This window comes from Larkinella sp. C7 (genome assembly GCF_006149005.1).
In the GTDB taxonomy this organism is placed as follows: domain Bacteria; phylum Bacteroidota; class Bacteroidia; order Cytophagales; family Spirosomataceae; genus Larkinella.
In genome coordinates, this window is sequence record NZ_VBSL01000003.1 from 266,083 (window position 1) to 283,915 (window position 17,833).

16 protein-coding genes and 1 tRNA gene are annotated in these 17,833 nt (G+C 48.8%); 13 read left to right on the plus strand and 4 right to left on the minus strand.

The annotated features are described in order from the left end of the window. The first annotated feature begins 9 nt into the window (after positions 1-9). The 3 genes from FH871_RS09435 (at position 10) to FH871_RS09445 (ending at position 3,573) form a co-directional block, all read left to right on the plus strand. Complete coding sequence (locus FH871_RS09435; protein ID WP_138991195.1) at positions 10-1,629, plus strand: RagB/SusD family nutrient uptake outer membrane protein; 1,620 nt, start codon at positions 10-12, stop codon at positions 1,627-1,629. Between the two features lie 381 nt (positions 1,630-2,010). Next, positions 2,011-2,862, plus strand: coding sequence for a hypothetical protein (locus FH871_RS09440; protein WP_138991196.1), 852 nt, complete (start codon positions 2,011-2,013; stop codon positions 2,860-2,862). A 264-nt stretch (positions 2,863-3,126) separates the two neighbouring features. Further along, complete coding sequence (locus tag FH871_RS09445) at positions 3,127-3,573, plus strand: PH domain-containing protein (protein ID WP_138991197.1); 447 nt, start codon at positions 3,127-3,129, stop codon at positions 3,571-3,573. A gap of 277 nt (positions 3,574-3,850) precedes the next feature. Here FH871_RS09445 and FH871_RS09450 read toward each other — a convergent pair whose 3' ends face one another. Then, positions 3,851-4,060 (minus strand): hypothetical protein, encoded by a 210-nt coding sequence (locus tag FH871_RS09450; protein ID WP_138991198.1) that lies wholly within the window; start codon positions 4,058-4,060, stop codon positions 3,851-3,853. 208 nt (positions 4,061-4,268) lie between these two features. On the opposite strand from FH871_RS09450, the gene FH871_RS33760 reads away from it, so the two are divergent. The 3 genes from FH871_RS33760 to FH871_RS09460 all read left to right on the plus strand — a co-directional run bounded on the left by FH871_RS33760 (position 4,269) and on the right by FH871_RS09460 (position 5,180). Further along, complete coding sequence (locus tag FH871_RS33760) at positions 4,269-4,592, plus strand: hypothetical protein (RefSeq protein WP_229317163.1); 324 nt, start codon at positions 4,269-4,271, stop codon at positions 4,590-4,592. After that, entirely contained in the window at positions 4,528-4,827 is a 300-nt protein-coding gene (locus FH871_RS33765) for a hypothetical protein (protein ID WP_229317164.1), read from the plus strand. Before FH871_RS33760 ends, FH871_RS33765 begins: the two co-directional genes overlap by 65 nt. Before the next feature lie 74 nt (positions 4,828-4,901). Continuing rightward, on the plus strand, positions 4,902-5,180 hold the full coding sequence (locus tag FH871_RS09460; protein WP_138991199.1) for a hypothetical protein: 279 nt from the start codon (positions 4,902-4,904) through the stop codon (positions 5,178-5,180). Positions 5,181-6,556: 1,376 nt separating this feature from the next. Here the strand turns inward: FH871_RS09460 and FH871_RS09465 are convergent. From FH871_RS09465 to FH871_RS09475, 3 genes are all read right to left on the minus strand, one after another. Further along, positions 6,557-7,597 (minus strand): site-specific integrase, encoded by a 1,041-nt coding sequence (locus tag FH871_RS09465; protein WP_138991200.1) that lies wholly within the window; start codon positions 7,595-7,597, stop codon positions 6,557-6,559. Further along, positions 7,598-7,828: an Arm DNA-binding domain-containing protein gene (locus FH871_RS09470; RefSeq protein ID WP_138991201.1), complete on the minus strand. Its 231-nt coding sequence runs from the start codon at positions 7,826-7,828 to the stop codon at positions 7,598-7,600. A gap of 106 nt (positions 7,829-7,934) precedes the next feature. Continuing rightward, positions 7,935-8,008, minus strand: a tRNA-Ile gene (locus FH871_RS09475). A 174-nt stretch (positions 8,009-8,182) separates the two neighbouring features. Between FH871_RS09475 and FH871_RS09480 the strand changes: the two genes are divergently transcribed. The 7 genes from FH871_RS09480 (at position 8,183) to FH871_RS09510 (ending at position 17,709) form a co-directional block, all read left to right on the plus strand. Next, positions 8,183-9,457 carry an HD domain-containing protein gene (locus FH871_RS09480; protein ID WP_138991202.1) on the plus strand — a complete coding sequence of 425 codons (1,275 nt, stop codon included), beginning with the start codon at positions 8,183-8,185 and terminating at the stop codon, positions 9,455-9,457. 74 nt (positions 9,458-9,531) lie between these two features. Further along, positions 9,532-10,563: a UDP-3-O-(3-hydroxymyristoyl)glucosamine N-acyltransferase gene (gene lpxD / locus FH871_RS09485; protein ID WP_138991203.1), complete on the plus strand. Its 1,032-nt coding sequence runs from the start codon at positions 9,532-9,534 to the stop codon at positions 10,561-10,563. A gap of 75 nt (positions 10,564-10,638) precedes the next feature. After that, entirely contained in the window at positions 10,639-12,033 is a 1,395-nt protein-coding gene (locus tag FH871_RS09490; RefSeq protein WP_138991204.1) for a bifunctional UDP-3-O-[3-hydroxymyristoyl] N-acetylglucosamine deacetylase/3-hydroxyacyl-ACP dehydratase, read from the plus strand. Positions 12,034-12,132: 99 nt separating this feature from the next. Beyond that, positions 12,133-12,927 carry an acyl-ACP--UDP-N-acetylglucosamine O-acyltransferase gene (gene lpxA, locus FH871_RS09495; protein WP_114407409.1) on the plus strand — a complete coding sequence of 265 codons (795 nt, stop codon included), beginning with the start codon at positions 12,133-12,135 and terminating at the stop codon, positions 12,925-12,927. Between the two features lie 113 nt (positions 12,928-13,040). Then, positions 13,041-13,655, plus strand: a complete 615-nt coding sequence (locus FH871_RS09500) for an ATP-binding cassette domain-containing protein (protein WP_138991205.1) — start codon at positions 13,041-13,043, stop codon at positions 13,653-13,655. Between the two features lie 280 nt (positions 13,656-13,935). Then, positions 13,936-17,163 carry a gliding motility-associated C-terminal domain-containing protein gene (locus tag FH871_RS09505; RefSeq protein ID WP_229317168.1) on the plus strand — a complete coding sequence of 1,076 codons (3,228 nt, stop codon included), beginning with the start codon at positions 13,936-13,938 and terminating at the stop codon, positions 17,161-17,163. Between the two features lie 141 nt (positions 17,164-17,304). Continuing rightward, positions 17,305-17,709 (plus strand): energy transducer TonB, encoded by a 405-nt coding sequence (locus FH871_RS09510; RefSeq protein WP_138991207.1) that lies wholly within the window; start codon positions 17,305-17,307, stop codon positions 17,707-17,709. Positions 17,710-17,833: the final 124 nt, after the last annotated feature.

Sequence of the window (17,833 nt, forward strand, 5' to 3'; positions counted from 1 at the left end):
AGTCGAAAGATGAGTATTCTAAATAAATGGATAACGGGTTTGGCAGTTTCGGGTATGCTGCTATTTTCTGGGTGTGCCGATAAGCTGGAAGTGGAGCCCCCCCACAGCATTACCGACAAGCAAATAGCCGAACTTCTGGCGTCGGGTGACGAGGCCAAGATCCGGATCGTCATGGGTGGAATGGCCAACGCCATGCCCCTGCTGTTCAACAACGCAGGTGCCACAGGTGCGGGCGTTGCGGACATGTATTATTCCAGTCAGGGACTGGATGTCAATCGTTCTATTGAAGGAAATGATATCATTCTGGGCGATCAGGAAGGGCTGAACGTACTCTTCGGTTCAATCGAATATCAGCTCGGTGACTTCATTGGATCTGCCAACGCAAAGAATGCTAATTACTGGAGGTATGGCTGGTTTTGTATTACTACTGCTAACCAGATGCTCAATTATCTTCCGGATGAAACCGTGGCCAGCAACAACTTTCTGAAGGAATGTAAAGCCAGAGGATTGTTTGCCAGAGCCTATGGGTACAACTACCTAATGGAAAATTATCAGGACGCCTTCCTGCAGGGCGGAAAGGACAAACTTGGCCTTCCGTTGTATGACCGGTTTCAACCCACTCAGGAAAACAAGCCTCGTTCCTCTGCTGTAGAAACGTATGCCTTTATCAAAAGCGACCTGAACCGTGCCATTGCCTTGTTCAAAGAGGCTGGGGTTGGCTATACGGCTGATATAACCGATATCGATCTGGCTGTGGCCAATTTCCTGCTGGCACGTGTATCGATCTGGACGGGGGACTGGGCTACTGCGATCAGTGCGTGCAATGAGATTCTGGCAAAGTATCCCACGCTGCTGAGCCAGGTACAGTACGGAGGTAAGAACATAGGCACCGCAGCAGCTCCCGAAATCAGGCCGGAAACCAATGGCTTTCTCAATAATGCGCAAAATCCGGAGGTCATTTTAGGTTTCCCGCTTGGTGCTGCCAACACGTACTTTACCGCTTACATGAATCCCTACGGTAGAGGTAACGGAGGACTGGAAAGGGCTTACAAGCGGATTGATAACCGACTGTATGAAAAAATAGCACCCAATGATTTCCGTAAAGATGCCTTTTCGCTGGCACCACTTGGCAACTATACCTATCCGCCAAACAACACGGTTGCCTTTATCCCTTCTTACACGAACCTAAAATTTGCAGCTACCCACGGATTGAACAGCAACAACAAAATTGATGTGGGCGCTTCAACGGCGTTTTACATGCGTTCTTCGGAAGTACTGCTTATGAAAGCGGAAGCGGAAGCGATGTCGCCAGCTACAGAAGCTGCGGCCAAAGCAACGCTCGACAGGCTGTTGGCGGCCCGTACCAAAACAGGAATGACACCGCTAACTACGGCTACTTATCCTGCGATGCAGGGGCTCACCACTTTACAAATGGTGCAGCTACAAACCCGCATCGAACTATGGGGTGAAGGCGGCCGCGAGTTCTACAACAACAAGCGCTGGAATATCCCTGTGGACAGAGCCAGCTCTGACAACCATGTTACCAAGTCCAGTTTACCGGTAGCCAAGATGACCCTTCAGATTCCCGAAGATGAAATTTTGTACAACCCGTTGGCTGTGCAGAATTAATCAATTTTTGAAGTTTAGAAAGAGAGGTGTTCCGCAATGGCCACCTCTCTTTTTTTGGCTTTGCAAAATATTGAACCATACAGGAAGATCGTAATCAATCGCCGTTGTCGTGGGTTGATCATGAATCGCTTGTATAAAGGTTATCCCGTTCCATAAGCACAATAGCTACTTTTGCTGGCAGCCAGCACTTTACAAAGTAATCCGACTGAAAAGGCGGTTTCTTCGGCCTTCGCCAGAGCATTTTTTGTTCAGCCTTCCTTATTTTCGGATAGACTCGGTGTCGCAATTTTATCTTACGGTTTCCAACCTTTCCTGTAACAACTGTGTCTTCATCCTTTAGTTAGAATACGTCCCCTTCTAAACCTATAATCTGTTCAAGCCATGCCAAAATCGCTTCGGTTTATCTTACCCCTGTGGTTTGTTCTCCTGCTTGGTGCCTGCTCGGTTCAGGACCATGTGATTCCGTCATCCGACTCCTGTCAGGTTACTGAATTTCTGGACGGCCTCGATTATTACAAATTGGCACCCGGTGAAACTGTTACAATTGGTCAGGTTGTAACCGGGCGGCTGTATACCTGGCCGGTGCTGGGCATCATCAAGATCGGTGACGATTCGTATGCTGTCGGTGGGCCTGACGCTATTACAACCTATGAGTACGATTCGCAGGGCCGGGTTAAAAGAACCGTTAACCAAACCCCGCGTGCCTTTTCAGGGGCCACCTTTTACAATGAATACAGCTATGAACCCGGCAAGATTATCGTAACCACTATCCAGGATTTGCCCGTTCGACCGAAACCCGACACGCTGGTCAGAACCTTACAACTGACGAGCGATGGGCTTGTGATCGACCCGAAAGTAACCTACGAAAATGGGTTCGTGGTCGAACGTCGTTACGATGCCTATTCCCAAACATATACGGTATCGAACGGAAACGTGATCAAATTCGTCGAAGGGCCTTATTATGCCGGAAGTAGCTATCTGGTCTATGACTACAAATTTGACATCACCAAAGCCAATCCGATTCCAGCTATTTATCCGTTCAATGGCAAGTCGGATGCCAATTTGCTGACTGAATACCAAAGTAAGGACCAGAATGGAGACACCGCCGATGTAAAGGTTCACTATCTCCACGAAGCGGAAGGCCGTGTCTACAAAGTTGATTATGTAAAAAGACCCCAGCAGCCGGATTTGCTCCTGATTGACCGTTATACACTGAATTGCCCGACATATTGATGGAACATGGCCAATGGCCCGAGCGAGGTGCCCCCGGCAAAAATTATACAATAAAATCACTCATTGCCGCACCTTGGCCGACCGTCAGGGGTGTTCAGCGCATTCATCAGTTGCGAAACGGAGGTTTATATTGACTTAAATGATTTGTTCCCCTGCTCGAAAAAAGTAAATTTGAGTCACCTAGACCTGGGCGCAGGATATTGTTTTGCAGCTTATTCCTCCTAGCTCCTTATTAAGTATTGGACGATTCTAAAATTGGTACTAATGACAGCACAAAAATCCAAAATCGGACTTGAGCTAATGATCCCATTTTCAATCCTGTTTATTGGTATTGGAAGTTTAATGGTTTACAAAGGAATCTGGGAAGGAGTCGGTATTATCATGATCATCGCCCTTTTTATTGGGCATCTGTTTATGACGACTTCCTATACAATTGACGGCCATACCATACAAATCAAATCCGGATTATTCTTTAATAAGTCACTTAAAATTGATTCCATCAGGAAGATCGTCGAAACCCGTAATCCTATTAGTTCACCTGCACTCTCGCTTGATCGAATCGAACTAATCTACAATCAATACGATAGTGTTCTTATTTCACCAATCGACAAGATGAGTTTCATTAAGGCGTTGGCCGACGTTAAGCCAGAGATTGAGGTCCACCTGAAAAGTAAAGTTCCCATCAGTCAGGAGAATCATCTTAATAAATAGGCGTTGCTAGATTTTTGTCTATTACGAGCCCCTGCAAGATTTATGAATTCCATAAAACCTGGGATTAGGTAACAATTGGCTGAAGATTTGAAGTATAGAGCTTTGGTGTTCAATAGTGAAAAACAACTCGTTCTGCAAATTAAAGTCCGAAATCAAGTCCGGTTGACGACTTATAAAACGTCGGTTTACTGGACTTTACCGCTTGACGGATGAATCAGTTTAAGAAAGGGTCTCTTTGCAAATCAGGGTACTGAAGCTGTCACGAATACAGATCAATTTACCCCTGTTCCATAATCGCCCGAATCTGCCGATGCGTTGCATTCTCCTTATCATCCCTGGCGAGTTCCAGCAGTAAAGCCAGCACCTTTTTGTAGCTGTCCCGATGCAGGGTCATAAACGCAATTCCTACCTCAAGACCGGTTCCGCTGGGTCCGGAAGACACAACGGGTTTCTCATCGATCAGGACGTAGGCTGCAATCTTTCTCATCACTTCCGCCATGAGAGAGGCCCGTACATTCAGGGAGGCCGGTCGTTTCAGGGCGCGACTGCTATTCCGAACCTCAAAACCGTTCCATTAATGATCATCGCGATTATACGGCCTGCTGCATTGGGGTGGTGTAATCCTCGACCGGAGCCTCAATAATCGCCAGCTGACTCGTGGTGCTGGCTTCATCGCGGTCGGCCGCGGACTTCTAATGCTCCCGATTCAACTGACCCAGGACGAGTTTGAGCGGATCGCCGGCGACGTGGTGGCCGGTATCGTGCAGGAAGCGTTGCAGGTGATGCAGCGCCGGGTGCAGGATGCCGGTTTTGTGCTGATGGGTGATCTGCTCCGGTCGCAGCACCTGCAAACGGCGGTGCTGGCCAAAGACCTGTACGCCGAATTTTCGATTGGCTTTGCGGGCTACGGGCGGTTCAAAGACATGCGCAAGCTAAATGCCGCCCATCGCGGTGATGGAAGACTTTGTTCAACAGATTGGGGTGGAGAATTTTCAGTACGTTCCCGGCTACCTCAGTGATGCCAAACGCCGGGCGATCATTCCCGACAGCCGGGCGATCAACCGCATCGCCTGGGGAATCCGGGCCAGTATGCGGCAGCACGCCCAACTCCGGGATTCGGGCCGGAGCCGCAAAAGCCGGAACGCGTTTTACAATCCGGCGTGGGGGAAACTGATCTGCAGCACGTCGGCGAAACTGCTGGAAGCGTTGCCTGAGCCGATTATGCAGGCTATTAAGCAGCGTTTTGAGAATTAATATCTATAAAATAGAAGGGACGGAATGATAGAAATAGTATGATATTTGCGTACTAATTATCTTAACGCTACATTATGCAACAGAATATGTTGCAGATTTTCGAAGTTGAAAGTAGATCATTTGAGATAATCGTTTCTAGTGATGTAGACCGCGATGGCCTTTGCTGGGAGCTATGGGAACATTTACTGACTGAACGTATTCTTTTGTCTGAACTCTTTAGGAATGATGGTACTAAGACAATTCAGTACACTTCTTTTAAGCATGTTATTCCGTTCGAGGTATTAGAGAAGTTTATCAAAAACTTTAACTCTGCTGGAGGTAAAGAATTTATACCCGATTTTCATGATAAATAGTAGGGTCAGCCAAACATAAATGCACTTATATAATACTTAGACAGATGATATTTAAGCAAACCTTAGGCAATCATATCAAGGCTGTTAGGTATGTATTGTTGATCATATTTGGCATAATCGGAACGGTATATTACCTTCAACTTCACTCTTCTGCCATAACCTTTGCATATTTCATTTCTGCCGCTTCATATAGACTATTACCGAAAAGATAAGAACAAGATGGTCACGATTTCTGACGGCTGGATTACGATAACAAATGACACCCTCAGTATTTATCGATCTCTTTCTGACATTAGTTCAATCAAGATAGTAGGATCGAAGAATATTGAGAATTTTGGGATTAAGCAACTTCCTTCAGAAAGCTATTTTTATTTTGCAATAACCTTTAATGATAAAGTGAGTGTCATCTGCATTTTTCTAATATTTCCGGATTACAATGTGGTTAATACTGTTTTTAAGGGTAAATGGATAACAGGAGAATATAATTTTATTTAATGATTTGCCTCGACGATCATTCTAACCGTTCTGTACTTATTTCCTTAATATAAAGATACTTATATAATATATTTCAGCATTGTTAATCATGGGTTTTGTTCTGAAGATAAAACACTGGCAAATATTTCTAGCCACTTATGTCCCAATACTACTCATTAATTTTATTCCATTCGAAGACCCTTTTCTAGGGGCTTCCATTACCGGCTTAGCAGGAGTTTGGATATTACTATGTTTATCTACGTGGTTCTGGGTAGTTGGCAGTAACTTGTTTAGAGAGTCGAACGCATCCCATAAACTAGAATTGTTAATGTTTAAAGTCAGTCTATTTATACCCGTACTCATGATACTATTCGCATCAATAGTAGTTGGTTCTTATTTTATTACCCCTGACAAATTATCTTATATATCCATTGATATTATTATTAATAGATTGCAAATGCTTTATGTATTCAGTTTTATTTACTGTGCATATTTTGTAGCCAAGTACTTAAAAAGCGTTGAAAACAATAAGATCTCACAATTTGGCGAATCAGTACCAGAATTTTTATTACTTTGGATTTTTCCTATTGGTATTTTTTCAATACAAAATCGTATTAACAAAATATTTAAATCGAATTAGCTTTTGTTCTCAATTTTTAGTTACAAAACCACTCCAGGGCGTGCATTACCTGGTGGGGTCGCTCAAAATGGAGCTGGGATCGAAAGGCGGGGTCATTCCGGGGGAAGTGGACTTGTGGCGGGTGTGAGAAAAACAGAACAATCTTTGGGTGGTTTCCTCGCAAAGCATCCACCGGCGGTCGCTCGAGCGCCGGACCTGGTCGGTATCAACCAGGTGCAGCGGCTCACCAACCAAAGAATGTTCTGTTTTATAGGAAAATCGTTTAAGTCCCTCTTTTCTTTTTGCCATCCTTGTCTGGCTTAGCAAACAGTTTATCAAACACGTTGATCTTTTCTTTCTTCCGCTTCTCGCTGATGTGGACGTATTTCATGGTCGTTCCAATGTCAGAATGGCCCATATAATCTTTCAGGGTTACGACATCGCCACCCAGTTCAATAAAAATGGTTCCGAACGTGTGCCTGGCTGTATGAGTGGAAGGTTCAAATGGAATATTCAGGTATTTTCCAATTTCCTTCAAAATCCGGTTGATGTATTGCTCTGAAAAAGTTTTAAATAATTTTCCGGTCGTGGACGTGATAAATTTCTGGCAGATGGGATGAAGTGGAATCCGTACCGTCTTGTCCCAGCGACGGGTTTTATGAGGTTTTAGGACCAACCAACCATCCTGGATATTGCTATGGCCGACAGCCAGAATGTCAGAGATTCGTAGACCCGTAAAGCAACTGTATAAGTAATGTTGTAAAACCTTTTTCCAGGACTCAGTTGTAACAGGGTGATTCAATAATTTGAGAAGGGCCACTAACTCATCTTCAGTATGAGCATTCGGGAGAGGTTCAGTCGCTTTATATTTGAATTTATTGAAGGGGTTGTCGAAAACATGCTTGTCATTTTGTGCCCGATTGATGTACGTTTTGAAGTCACGCAAATTCTTTGATATGGTGATCGGGGAGTTTCCGTATAGATTTTTGCAGTAGGCTACATAGTTTTCCAGCAACTTCACGGAAAGCTGACTGAAGGGGAGGGGGACTGGAAACCGATTTTCTTCAGTTACCACAGCGTTCTGGTTTTTTCTGTTGCATTCACTTACCCAGAACGCATTTAATTTGTTGAGTGCAACCTGGTTGCAGTCGTAGGTAGCCTTTTCGATTTTCTTTCGCTTATATCGCTCTTTTGACTCCATGTCTATATATTGCAAAAAGCAATTCCGCTTCCTAAAATTGTAGTACTCTCGCTCCAGTATCTCAATACTCAAATCTCTCCCTGCCAATCGGAACGTCTTAAAAATTTCGTTGATTTTCCCCATTTAGGTTTCAATCATCATGTTTAAATCGGCATAATCCTTATCGTCTTTTGATCGAGGCAAAAGCTTCCCTGCTGCCTTGTCGAAATAATTGGGTGGCCATGCAAGCTTTAATGGAATTCGAACCTTAGAGCCATTGATAGCGACATAGATGTACAGTGCTGACGTGCCGTCAGTCTTCACGTAATCGTCTTTGATAATAACCTTTTTGAAAAAGTCTTGGACGTTTCCCATTAGGAATGAATTAGGAATGAAAGGGGTTGAAAAAGAGATTAGGAATGGAATTAGGAATAAAAAAAGTGCCCATACGGCGCGTATGGGCACTTTTTGACTTGTTTCGTGGGCCCACTTGGAATCGAACCAAGCACCTACTGATTATGAGTCAGTTGCTCTAACCGAATGAGCTATAGGCCCGCACCGGAAAACCGGGGCTCCGACCCTGGGGCAAAGCGTCTGCAAATATACAAAAATCGACTTCCGCTTCAAATCGTAACCACAAAAGTCGCCCAATTGGATGGTCTCGCTGGCGTTGTGCAACACTCTACTCCATTTTGGCGTATATTTGTCTGAAAACCGGTCCCATTCCAGTTGGCTTCCCAGAACAAAAAAAAGATCCTGAATGACCCCGTCTACGGGTTTATTACCATCCCGAACGAGTTGACGTTCGATCTGGTCGAACACCCGTATTTTCAGCGGCTCCGGCGGATCAAGCAACTGGGACTGTCGGAACTGGTGTATCCCGGGGCCTTGCACACCCGGTTTCACCACGCCCTGGGCGCCATGCACCTGATGGGGCAGGCCATCCAGACCCTGCGCGGCAAAGGCCACCGGATTTCGGAACCGGAATGCGATGCCGCCCAAATCGCCATTCTGCTGCACGACATTGGCCACGGGCCGTTTTCCCACGTCCTGGAATACACCATCCTGCAAGGCATTCCGCACGAGCGCCTGTCGTTGCTGCTGATGGAAGACCTGAACCGGCAATTCAACGGTGGCCTGTCGATTGCCATTCAGATGTTTGAGGGAACCTATCCCCGGCCGTTTTTCCACCAGTTGATTTCCAGTCAGTTGGACATGGATCGGATGGATTACCTCAACCGCGATTGTTTCTACACGGGCGTGGCCGAAGGAACCATCGGCGCGGATCGCATCATCAAAATGCTCGACCTCGTCGACGACCATCTGGTGGTGGAAGCCAAGGGGATTCTGAGCATCGAAAACTTTCTGAGTTCCCGGCGGCTCATGTACTGGCAGGTGTATCTGCACAAAACGTCGCTCTGCGCCGAATCGATGCTGGTGCAGATTATCCGACGGGCGCGGTTTTTGCTTACACAAACCGGGTCGGGTCAGGACCGCGAAACGGCGGTTTTTACGACCCCCGCCCTGCACACGTTTCTGTCAAAACCGATCACGATGGAAGACTTTCAACAGAATCCGGACTATTTGAACGCGTTTACGCAACTGGACGATTACGACATCTGGACGTCGGTCAAATTCTGGAGCCGACATCCCGACCGGGTTTTGTCTACGCTGTGCCAGATGCTGCTCGACCGGCGGCTGTTTAAAATCATTCTGTCGGATCAGCCTTTTGCCGGGGATCTGGTACGTGAAATTGAGCAGCAATTGCTGGAAGCCGGAATTCAGCAGGACGAATTGTCCTATTTTCTGGTCGAAGGCGTTGCCACTAATTCAGCCTATTTACCGTCTATCGATAATATAAATATCAAGCTGAAAGATGATCGTATTATTGACATTGCCGATGCGTCCGATCTGCCCGGTATTAAAGCCCTGACCAATATGGTCAGGCGATACTACCTCTGCTGGGCGAAAAACCTGACCCAGCAACCGGTTCGGTTGGTATAGTTCAATTTGTTCTCTACCTTAGCGGCACAAATATCCGAGTCTTACATAGCCCCAACGACGACGACGTCAACTCTATGGAATTTACAGTGAAGCAGATTGCTGCCCTGCTCGGCGGTACAGTTGATGGGAATGAATCTCTGAAAATCAGTCAACTGTCCAAAATTGAAGAGGGTAAGGAAGGCAGCATCTCTTTTTTAGCGAATCTGAAATACGAACAGTATCTGTATACAACAGCCGCGTCAGCCGTCATTGTCAATCAGTCTTTTCAACCCCGGCAACCCGTTCAGGCAACCTTAATTTTCGTAGATAACTCCTATTCCGCTTTTACCAAGTTACTGGAGCACGTAAACCGGCTCCAGCCCACAGAAAAAATTGGCGTGGAGCAACCTTCCTTTATGGCCGAAACCAGCCGGATCGGTGACCGGGTCTACCGCGGGGCTTTTTCGTACATTGGAGAAAATTGCCTGATTGGCAGCAATGTCAAAATATACCCACAGGCCTATATTGGTAACAACGTTACCATCGGAGACAACACGATCATTCATGCCGGTGCAAGGATCATCGACAATACGGTAATTGGTCAGCAGTGCGTCATTAAACCGAATGCGGTGATTGGCAGCGAAGGGTTTGGGTTTGCCCCCGAACCCGACGGAAGCTACCGGGCGATTCCGCAGTTGGGCAACGTCATCATTGAAGACAACGTTAGCATTGGGGCCAACACCACCATCGATTGCGCCACGGTGGGTTCCACCATCATCCGGAAAGGCGTCAAGCTGGACAACCTGATTCAGGTGGGACACAACGTTGAAATTGGCCGAAACACGGTTATTGCGGCCCAGTGTGGCATTGCCGGTTCCGCTAAAATTGGCGAAAACTGCGTCATTGGCGGACAAAGCGGTATCACCGGTCACATTGTCCTAGCCAACCGCACGAAAGTGGGCGGTCGGTCGGGCGTTACCAAGTCCGTGAAAGAAGAGGGATTGTCGCTCAATGGCATGCCCGCTTTCGATGTCAAAGACAGCTTGCGATCGGCCCTTGTTTTTCAACGGCTGCCGTCACTCGAAAAACGCATCGGGGTGTTAGAAAATAAACTAAACAATCAGTAGTTACAAACGAACGGTTTCCTACGGAATAGCCGTTATGAAGTGACGATAATAGTCTTCTGGTCAGAAGCTTACGGAATGAATACCAAACAGCAAACAATTCAAAAATCGGTATCGGTCTCAGGTGTGGGGTTGCATACAGGCGTTACGGCAACGATGACGTTCCTGCCCGCACCCGCCCATCACGGTTACAAATTTCAACGCGTCGATTTGCCGGGTCAGCCGATTGTCGATGCGGATGTCGATAATGTGGTCGATCTGTCCCGCGGCACCACCCTGGAGCAGAACGGCGCGCGGATTCATACCGTCGAACATGCCCTGGCCTCGCTGGTCGGGTTGCAACTCGACAACATTCTGATTCAGCTCGACGGCCCCGAACCGCCCATCATGGACGGCAGCTCGATCAAGTTCATCGAAGCCTTGCAGGATGCCGGAATTGAAGAACAGAATGCGTACCGTAACTACTTCGAAATCAACGAATACGTTCATTACAAGAATTCCGAAAAAGACATTGAAATTGCTGCTTTACCGCTCAACGACTATCGGCTCACCGTCATGGTGGACTACAACTCGCGGGTCATCACGAGCCAGCACGCGTTTCTAAATGACATCAGCCAGTTTTCGTCGCAGATCGCGATGTGCCGAACCTTTGTGTTTCTGCACGAACTGGAAATGCTCTACAAACAGAACCTGATCAAGGGCGGTGATCTGACCAACGCCATCGTTATTGTCGATCGGGATGTGCGCGAGGGCGAGCTGGATTACCTGGCTGACCTGTTGAACAAACCGAAAGTTAGCGTCAATAAGAAGGAGGGAATCCTGAATAACCTCGATCTGCATTACCCCAATGAAATGGCCCGCCATAAACTGCTCGACCTCGTCGGCGACCTGGCCCTGGTGGGGCGGCCCATCAAGGCGCAGATTCTGGCGGCCCGGCCCGGCCACGCGGCCAATGTGGCTTTTGCCAAAAAGATCAAGAAGTTGATGCAGAAAAATGCCGCGAACACGAGCCCGGCCTACGACCCGACTCAACCGCCGGTGTATGATTTTCACAAAATCGCCAGCCTGCTCCCGCACCGCTACCCGTTCCAGATGATCGACAAAATCATCGCTCTGGACGAAACCAGCGTCGTTGGCGTGAAGAATGTAACCATGAATGAGCAATATTTCATGGGGCATTTTCCGGGAAATCCGGTGATGCCGGGTGTATTGCAACTCGAGTCGATGGCCCAAACCGGCGGAATTCTGGTGCTGAGCACCGTTCCGGATCCGGAGAACTACTGGCCCTACCTGATCGGTATCGAAAACTGCCGTTTTCGCCGGAATGTCGTTCCGGGCGATACGCTGATTTTTCGTTGTGAATTTATCTCGCCCATGAAGCGGGGGATCGTCAAAATGTCCGGCCGGGGATACGTCGCCGGGCAACTTGTCTGCGAAGCCGAAATGATCGCCAGTCTTGTTAAGAAAAAATAGGTTTAAGGTTTGAATTTCAACGTTTAAGGACGCGTTCCATTCCAACGCCCCGCTTTAAACGGAAGACGTTAAACCGAAAACGTTAAACCACAAAGTTGAATGATTCAACCACTTGCATACATCCATCCTGATTCTAAAATTGCTCAAAACGTTGTTATCGAGCCATTTGCAATCATCCATAAAGATGTCGAAATCGGTGAAGGAACATGGATCGGCTCCCATGCCGTTATTAATGAGGGCGCCCGCATCGGCAAAAACTGTCGCATTTATCCGGGGGTCGTCATTTCGGCCATTCCCCAGGATTTGAAATTCAAAGGCGAATATACGCTCACCTTCGTGGGCGATAATACCACCATTCGGGAGTACGCTACGGTGAGCCGGGGAACCGAAGAACACCGCCGAACCGAAATTGGCAGCGATTGCCTGATCATGGCCTATGCGCACGTCGCGCACGATTGCCGGATTGGGAACCACTGTCTCATTGGCAATACCGTCCAGATGGCGGGCCACGTTCAACTCGGCGACTGGGCGATCATCAGCGCGTTCAGTGCCGTACACCAGTTCGCTAAAATCGGGATTCATTCCTTCATTTCGGGTGGTTCGCTGGTTCGGAAAGACGTTCCGCCCTTTTCCAAAGCGGCCCGCGAACCGATCACCTATGCCGGGATCAACTCCGTGGGGCTGCGTCGGCGCGGCTATACCAACGAGCAAATCAACCAGATTCAGGAAATTTACCGGTATGTCTACCTGCGTGGCTTGAACAACGCCGAAGCGCTCACCCGCATCGACCTGGAATTGCCTCCTTCCGACGAACGCGACGAAATCGTCAACTTCATTCGCAACTCCGAACGCGGCATCATGAAAGGCCCATCGGGGCGGGAAGTGGGAGAGTAAGGAGAATTGAATAACGAACACTGAATATTGAATACTGAATATCGAAGCCTTTACCCGGATTTCGTTATTCGTTATTCAATATTTAACATTCGTTATTTTTTTGTTTGAAATATATGCAAATTACCACCGAACGACTCAGCAAGCGCTTCCGGCGCGAGTGGATTTTCCGGAACGTTGATCTGACGATGCGGGCCGGAAACAGCTACACCTTTGTCGGCCCGAACGGCAGTGGAAAATCAACCCTGCTCCAGACCCTCGCCGGCGTTTTGCCCGCTTCGGAAGGTAGCATCCACTATACGGTTCAGGAAAAACCGGTCGACATTGACGACTGGTTCCGCCACCTGGTGGTAGCGGCTCCGTACCTCGAACTGATTGAAGAATTGACGCTCCTCGAATTGCTGACGTTCCACCAGGCCTTCAAACCGTTTAAAAACCAGCTTACGCCCGACCAGCTTTGCGAACTGATGTATCTGAGCCACGCCCGGAACAAGGAAATCAAAGCGTTTTCGTCGGGCATGAAACAACGCGTCAAACTGGGCCTGGCGTTTTACTCCGAAGCCGCCATCGTGATGCTGGACGAACCCACGTCCAACCTCGACAAACAGGGCGTCGCCTGGTACCGCGAGCGCGTCCGGTTGCTTTCCGACCAACTCGTCTTGATCGGCTCCAACCAGCCCGACGAATACGATTTCTGCCCCAACGTCATCGACATCAGCCGCTGGAAGTAATTCTTTCCAGGCTTGCTGATGGGCTAAATTGTCCCTCAAAACAGCCTTTCAGGAACATACAGTTGCAACTCTTCGCGTCGTTATGGAGTCATGGTAATTGAGACAAAAGAAGTTAGACAAGAGAATAGAGAATTGGTATTTTGAGTAGGATAGAAGGTGTCTTTCCTCTCTGGTCTCAACGGTCCGCCGTCGCGGCTCTTTCCTCTAAAATGATTATCTTGAAATTCTTTACTGATGTCGCCGGTCTATGTGCAGAACGTTTACTTTCGCTTTGTTTTTCGTGCTTTTGGGACTGCTCTCTTCCGCTTTTGCTGAGGCTCCGGGTGGGGCCGTACGGTTTGTGCAGAACAAGGGCCAGTGGTCGCCGGAAGTGCTGTTCCGGGCCGAATTACCGGGCGGTTTTTTGTTCCTGAAAAAGCAGTCGCTCCACTACGTTTTTTACGATACCGAAACCCTGGATCGGCTTCACGCGGGGCCTGTTAACCAGCCTGCAGCCCGAACGGCAGCGCCCCCCGAACGCGCCGAACCGCTGGTGAATGCCCACGGCGTGGATGTACAACTGCAAAACAGCCTGCCCACGGCCCAAATTGAAAGCAAAAACCGCGTTTCCGAACATCTGAATTATTTTTTGGGGAATGACTCCAACCGCTGGGCGAGTGCCGTTCCGGCTTTTGGCGAAATCATCTACCACGATATTTATCCCGGAATCGACCTGCGGCTGTTTGCCTATTACCAGACGATGAAATACGAGTTTCTGGTAAAACCGGGTGCCGATCCGTCGGTGATCCGGTTGCGGTATGACGGAGCGTCGTCGGTTCGTTCGGAAAAGGGACAACTGGTTATTGAAACCAGCCTTTTGCCCTTTCGGGAAGAAAAACCGTATTCGTTTACCGAAAAAAACAACAAAACCACGGAGGTCCCGGCCGATTGGGTGCTGGAAGATAAAACCGCCACGTTTCGTTTTCCCAATGGCTACGACAAACAGCAACCGCTCACCATCGATCCGACCCTGATCTTTTCAACCTATTCCGGTTCGGTCAGCGACAACTGGGGGCACACGGCCACCTACGACAACGACGGCAACCTCTACACGGCCGGAACCGTGTACGGGACCAGTTTTGTGCCGACCACCGGCGCGTTTCAAACCCGGTATGGAGCCGAAATGGATGTGGCCATCATGAAATTCAGCCCGGACGGGAAACAGCTGTTGTATGCAACCTACCTGGGTGGATCGACCGGAGAAACGCCTAACAGTCTGATTGTGAACAGTAAAAACGAACTGCTGATTTACGGCGTTACCTCATCGGCGAATTTCCCGACAACGGCTTCAGCCTACAGCCGGAAATTTGCGGGTGGTACGGGGTATATTCCCATCGGGAATGGGTTGCCCGAACCGGGCAGTCTTTTCGGAACCATCTACTTCCGAACCGGAACCGATTTGTTTTTAGCCAACCTCGGCACCGACGGCCGGACCCTGAAAAGCAGTACGTACGTCGGCGGTTCGGCCAACGATGGCATCAATGTGGCCGATCAATACCTGGGTATCTACAATTACGGCGACGACCTGCGGGGAGAAATCATGGTCGATAAAAACGACAATGTCTACGTGGCCACGGTGTCGTTTTCCGCTGATTTCCCGGTAACGGCCAACGCTCCGCAACCCAAACTCAACGGCCCGGCCGATGCGGTTTTGCTGCAACTGAGTCCGGATTTAAGCCAGTTGCGTTGGAGTACGTATTTTGGCGGAAGTGGTTACGATGTCGCTTACGCGTTGCGAATCGGCGCGTCGGGGTCGCTGTATGCCGTTGGGACCACTCGTAGCGCAGATTTGCCGGGTATGGCCGGTGCCTTCAAACCGGCCATTGGCGGTCAGGAAGACGGTTTTCTGGTCAAATTTACCAACAACCAGCTCGACCGTAGCACCTACCTGGGCACCAACGCCGACGATGCCGCTTACCTCATCGACCTCGACCCGCAGGAAAATCCGCACGTTTTTGGCCTAACCCGGGGAACGTACGCGGTGACGGACAGTGTGTATCAAAACGCCCGGAGCGGGCAGTTCATTCACGCGCTTGACCCCACGCTGTCAAAAACCGTCTTTTCAACCGTCATCGGTTCCGGCCGGGTGGGGCCGGATATTTCACCGACGGCTTTTCTGGTGAACGAATGCGGCAATATTTATTTGTCGGGCTGGGGCGGCAATGTGAATATCCGGAGTGCCAACGTCAACAGCAGCACGCGTGGGTTGCCCGTCACAGCGGATGCCTTCCGACGGACGACCGATGGCAGCAATTTCTGGCTGGCGTTGCTGGAGCAGGGCGGGAAATCGCTTTTGTATGCCACCTATTTCGGTAGTCAAAACCCGGCTGGGCGCGGTGATCACGTCGATGGCGGAACCAGCCGGTTCGATAAAAGTGGGGTGATCTACCACGCGGCCTGTGCCTGTGGAGGAACGTCTTTTCCGGCGACGGCCCAGGTCTGGTCACAAACCAACAAAAGCCCCAACTGCAACAATGCGGCTTTCAAATTCGACATCGACCGGCTGAAAGCCACCTTCGATGCCTATCAGGGAACGCAGAAAGACGTCATTCAGGGTTGTACGCCGTTGACGCTCAATTTCGTCAACACCAGTGAAGGCGGCATTACCTACGCTTGGGATTTTGGCGACACCGGCACCTCAACCAACCCGGCGCAGGTGAGCCATACGTTTGATAAACCGGGCGAATACACGGTTACGCTGACGGCCTACAACCGGCTGACCTGCAAGCGGGTCGATGTTGCCAAAAAGGTGATTAAAGTCTTTCCCACCAATTTCAAGGTCAGCAAAGACACTACGATTTGTCCGGGACAGCCGGTTCAACTGCTGGCGGAAGGGGGAGCCACCTACGCCTGGACGCCCACGCAGGGAATGACCACGGCGACGGTGAGCAACCCGGTGGTGAATCCCACCCAAACCACCACCTATTCCGTAAAGATCACGAACGAAAATGGGTGTTCGACCACCAAAAATGTGACCATTACCACCGATGATTCCTTCCGGCCCGTTGCCGAGGTGCGGCTCAGTTCGGAATGCGGACGGCCCATGAAAGTGGAACTGGTCAACAAAACGACGGGTGCCACCGGCCTGGAGTGGATCATGGGCAATGGTGACACGTTGCGGACTAATTCGCCCGAGCCGTATCAATATCCGCAATCCGGGCAGTATGAAATTACTGTGACGGCTTCCAAAAACGGGTGCAGTCTGGCACTCAATCTACCGGTTATTATCGAGAACATGAGTGAGGTTCCGAACGTCGTAACGGCCAACAACGACGGGAAAAACGATGTGTTCAACGTGGGATTCACGGGAGCAAAGCTGGAGATTTTTAACCGCTGGGGCAAACTGATTTACCGCAGTGAAAATTACACGAACAACTGGGGAGATGAGGCACCGGGCGGCTTGTATTATTACCTGCTGACGACGCAGCGGGGGACGCAGTGCAAGGGCTGGGTGGAGGTGCTGGAGTGAGTTTTTGTAACCAATTGAAGATTCTTTAAGCTTTGTCGTAGAATTTAATAGAAGAATTCCCATTGGATTCCAACCTGTATTTCTGCAATATATAAAGTTTACTTATATATTGCAGAGGTATAAGCTATTACCTTAAATTCTATGATAGGATCACTCTATTTATCTGCTCTAATCCTGGTTGCTGCGATCAGTGTAGCTAATGCCCAGACCGTTGATGCGCATGTTTCAACGGATAGTGTGTATACCAAAGTGGATCAAATGCCTCAGTTTTCGGGTGGAATGAAAGCGCTGATGAAACTGGTGGATGGAAATCATCATTACCCAAAAGAAGCCCGTAAGAATAAGATTCAGGGCAAAGTTTTTTTAGAATTTGTTATTCATGAAGATGGAACGCCCGGCAACTTTAAAGTAACCCAAGGTTTGGGCTATGGGTGTGATGAGGCAGCACTGGAGGCATTCAGAACCATGCCCAAATGGGTGCCGGGTAAACTGGCGGGAAAACCGGTAAAAGTAAAGTTAAGAACCGCTTATCTGTATGGGATGTAACGAAGACAGGATTCAAAATGGTCTGCTAAACAGCTGAGTAGTTGATGTTTGCAGAAGCGTTCATCCTATGAACTTTTTTACTACCTTTAACGACCCATAAATTACCAACGATATGGCATTGGCA